Origin of the sequence: Gibbsiella greigii, assembly GCF_039540155.1 — a bacterium.
Taxonomy (GTDB): domain Bacteria; phylum Pseudomonadota; class Gammaproteobacteria; order Enterobacterales; family Enterobacteriaceae; genus Gibbsiella; species Gibbsiella quercinecans.
The window spans coordinates 1-826 of sequence record NZ_BAABEM010000027.1 but is presented as its reverse complement, the minus strand read 5'-3'; the positions used below and the strand labels follow the sequence as shown (position 1 = coordinate 826).

The following is an 826-nucleotide window of genomic DNA, read 5'->3' as shown; positions in this document are numbered from 1 at the left end:
TATCAAAACACCGTCTGGTGGAATGCCACCGATAGCGAAACGATCGCGCAGTGGAGCCCCGATCGGTTTATCGATATTGCCAGCGCGCCTTATGTGACGGATTACAACAACCTGCGTGAACGCACCGCCACGGGCACTCTTACCGAAGATCGGCTGGTTTCCGCCGGCGTGGGGGCGAGCCTGCTCGCCGGGGGCAACATGTTCCTGCATATAGCCGGGCAACTGCAGAATGACGCCAGCACCCTCAGCAGCAACGGCAACCTGACGATTGATGGCACTGCCAACATCATCAACCGCGGCTATTCGGTGAATCAGCGGCGCCAGGAATATATTGTCGATCATTATGATCGGGCGGAGGGGCATTGGTACCCAACCTACACTATCGACGAAACCACTGCCTTAACCACCCTTGACGGGGTGATCAGCGGTTACGGCAATGTCACGCTCGGCGGCGCACAGTTGACAAACACCACCGTCAACCAGGCGCAAATCAGCACCGTGGCGGCTGCGCAAAACGCGGCGGCGGCCGAACGCGCCGAATGGGAGAACAACCCGTTAGCAATCAACATCAGCGGGCAGCGCTGGCAGGCCGCCGATACCGGGCTGGCGGAGGGCAGCCGGCCGCTCACGCCAGGCGAGCTGGCGTTAACCGACCAACAGCATCTGGCCAACGTGGCGACGACTATCCCCAATAATGGCCTGTTCCGCCAGCAAACTGCGGCAGAGAGCGCTTTCCTGGTGGTGACTGACTCACGCTTTACCGACAGAAGCCAGTTCCTGAGCAGCGATTATCTGTTGCAGCAGGTCGGTTATGATCCCGGCCAGG

General features: G+C 59.9%; 1 protein-coding gene. It reads left to right on the top strand.

All coding sequences use genetic code 11. From position 1 onward, the window contains the following. On the top strand, positions 1–826 hold an 826-nt coding region (locus tag AC559G_RS18130; protein WP_498913681.1), incomplete at both ends, for a hypothetical protein.